This window comes from Pantoea sp. VS1, from assembly GCF_002207995.1.
Classification (GTDB): Bacteria; Pseudomonadota; Gammaproteobacteria; order Enterobacterales; family Enterobacteriaceae; genus Pantoea; species Pantoea dispersa.
The window spans coordinates 1-2,802 of record NZ_NHZE01000169.1; the positions used below are offsets into that span (position 1 = coordinate 1).

The window sequence follows — 2,802 nt, forward strand, 5'->3', positions numbered from 1 at the left end:
TTTGTCACGCCGGTGAAAAGCGTCAATTCAGGGCCTAACAGAAAATATTTTGGTTCCGGACGTGGTATCACCTGGTACAACTTCGTCTCTGATCAGTACTCCGGATTCCACGGCATCGTTGTTCCCGGAACATTACGTGATTCCATTTTCGTGCTGGAAGGCCTTCTGGAGCAGCAGACAGGGCTGAATCCGGTTGAGATCATGACAGACACAGCCGGTACCAGCGACATTATTTTTGGCCTCTTCTGGCTGCTGGGATACCAGTTTTCCCCCGGCTTGCCGATGCCGGGGAAGCGGTATTCTGGCGGGTCGATAAATCGGCAAATTACGGTGCACTAGACGAACTTTGAATGGAGAACTGAGAGCATTAAATTTAAATATAAACAAAGAATTACCTTCTTAACGTACGTTTTCGTTCCATTGGCCCTCAAACCCCGTATTCGACATCCTTCAGGTCAGCACAACGTGGCATACCGGCCCATTCCACGTCCGGATGTTTGCTGGTTGTAAAAAGAACATGAGCGCTGGTTGGCCCAATCTGCATCGTTTCCATTTTTATGTGCACATCATCGGCAGTCAGGTGCTGATCAGCAAAGGTCCGGTTATCCGGGCGGATGACATCGGCGATCACGGCATGAGCGACTTCATCGGCATTCAGCGTGAAACACGCCTGCCTGTCGGCACTGAGGCCCCGGTTAATGTCTGTCAGCACTGCCCATGCTCCCAGACCAGCTGCAATCACCATAACGGCTGCGAATTTGGCAACTGTTTTCATAACATCCTCCCTGAAACAAGCGAGTTAAACGCTAATGATAATCATTAACACATACACCATCAACCAGTAACCTCTATTTCCGTAATCCAGTACGACGCGCCAGTGGCCGGAGAGCCGTGCGCAGCCCGTCCCGGGGCAGTGACCGGGTAACTGCGATAACTGCTAACTTTTCTTCACCTCATCACGACGCATAAACGAACGTTTGTGCAATGCCGTTAAGCAGCGAAAGAAATCAGTAAGTTATCTGTTGCAAAAAGCTATTGCCGAACTCATTCAAATGGCAATTGGTTAATGCAATCATTAGTATTGCACGAAGTGTAACGTCGTTGTATGCTATTACACATTATGTAACACGGACCGGGCGATGATAAAATCATTCAAGCATAAAGGGCTGAAGCAACTTTTTGAAAAAGGCATTACTTCTGGTGTACCGCCGCAGGATGCCGAGAGGATTAACGACCGTTTACAGGCTATTGATGCGGCAAATGAAATAGGCGAGTTAAACCGTCAAATCTATAAACTTCACCCGCTGAAAGGAGATCGCGAAGGTTACTGGTCTATTACTGTCCGGGCCAACTGGCGCATTACTTTTCAGTTCATTAACGGTGATGCTTACGTTTTGAATTATGAGGATTATCACTAATGAGACAGTTTAAAATATCCCATCCAGGGGAGATTATTGCCAGAGATTTAGAGGACATGGGCGTTAGTGGTCGTCGCTTTGCACTCAATATCGGAGTAACACCCGCTACAGTATCGCGGTTTCTTGCCGGTAAAACAGCGTTAACTCCACCACTGGCAATTCGTATTGCCGCAGCGCTGGGAAGTACACCTGAGTTCTGGCTACGTCTTCAGAGCGCTTATGACCTGCGTCAGTTGGAAAATCAAATCGACACGTCCGGGATTGTTCTATACGGTGAGCAGGACGAAATTTCGCCGGTTACTTCAAAACATTAATAAGCCAACAAATGCGGGGATTGCCGTGGCCCCGCATTTGTTGGCAGTTATCGCAGCTACCCGGTCACTCCCCCTTGTCGCCTGGCAGAGCAAGCGATCGCGTTTCTGGGGTTTGAGGGCCAATGGAACGAAAACGTACGCTAAGAAGGTAGTTCATTGTTTATATTGAAATTTAACGCTCTCATTTCTCCTTTTAAAATATCCTCCGGTAGCGTGAACGTATAATGCCCCAGCATATTGATATGTCCATGTATCAGTGGGGATAACCGGACGATATCTTCAACCCCGGTTTCTTCTCCATTACTGCGCATCCAGCTCAGGGCTTCCTGCATATAAAGCGTGTTCCACAGTACCACTGCGTTAGTGACCAGGCCCAGTGCACCGAGTTGATCTTCCTGCCCTTCACGATAGCGCTTTCTGATCTCACCGCGCTGCCCGTAGCAGATCGCCCGCGCCACAGCATGGCGGCCTTCTCCCCGGTTGAGCTGGGTCAGGATCCGCCGACGATAATCTTCATCATCAATATAACTAAGAAGGTACAGCGTCTTGTTAACGCGTCCCACTTCCATGATCGCCTGTGCCAGACCTGATGGGCGCGAGCTTTTCAGCAAAGAGCGAATGAGTTCTGAAGCATGAATGGTGCCGAGTTTCAGCGAACCGGCCGTTCGCATCATCTCATCCCACTGATCCTCGGCTTTCGACAGATCGGCACAACCACGTGCCAGTTCGTCCAGTGCACCGTAATTTGCCGATTTATCCACCCGCCAGAATACCGCTTCACCGGCATCGGCAAGCCGGGGGGAAAACTGGTATCCCAGCAGCCAGAAGAGGCCAAAAATAATGTCGCTGGTACCGGCTGTGTCCGTCATGATCTCAACCGGATTCAGCCCTGTCTGCTGCTCCAGAAGGCCTTCCAGCACAAAAATGGAATCTCGTAATGTGCCGGGGATAACGATGCCGTGGAATCCGGAGTACTGATCAGAGACGAAGTTGTACCAGGTGATACCACGTCCGGAACCAAAATATTTTCTGTTAGGCCCTGAATTGACGCTTTTCACCGGCGTGACAAA

Annotated in this window: 4 protein-coding genes and 1 pseudogene; 3 read left to right on the forward strand and 2 right to left on the reverse strand. The window is 49.7% G+C overall.

From position 1 onward, the window contains the following. A pseudogene (locus tag CBW22_RS25655) lies at window positions 1–347 on the forward strand (Tn3 family transposase); the annotation flags it as partial. 80 nt (window positions 348–427) lie between these two features. Here the strand turns inward: CBW22_RS25655 and CBW22_RS26220 are convergent. Further along, on the reverse strand, window positions 428–775 hold the full coding sequence (locus CBW22_RS26220) for a hypothetical protein (RefSeq protein WP_141097389.1): 348 nt from the start codon (window positions 773–775) through the stop codon (window positions 428–430). Between the two features lie 364 nt (window positions 776–1,139). On the opposite strand from CBW22_RS26220, the gene CBW22_RS25665 reads away from it, so the two are divergent. After that, on the forward strand, window positions 1,140–1,418 hold the full coding sequence (locus CBW22_RS25665) for a type II toxin-antitoxin system RelE/ParE family toxin (RefSeq protein ID WP_088518244.1): 279 nt from the start codon (window positions 1,140–1,142) through the stop codon (window positions 1,416–1,418). Continuing rightward, the gene (locus tag CBW22_RS25670; RefSeq protein ID WP_088518245.1) at window positions 1,418–1,732 is read left to right on the forward strand and encodes a HigA family addiction module antitoxin; all 315 of its coding nucleotides are present in this window, start codon (window positions 1,418–1,420) and stop codon (window positions 1,730–1,732) included. The genes CBW22_RS25665 and CBW22_RS25670 overlap by 1 nt, the downstream gene beginning before the upstream one ends. Before the next feature lie 140 nt (window positions 1,733–1,872). On the opposite strand, the gene CBW22_RS25675 is transcribed toward CBW22_RS25670, so the two are convergent. Then, the coding region (locus CBW22_RS25675; RefSeq protein WP_141097390.1) for a Tn3 family transposase at window positions 1,873–2,802 on the reverse strand (930 nt) is incomplete at its 5' end.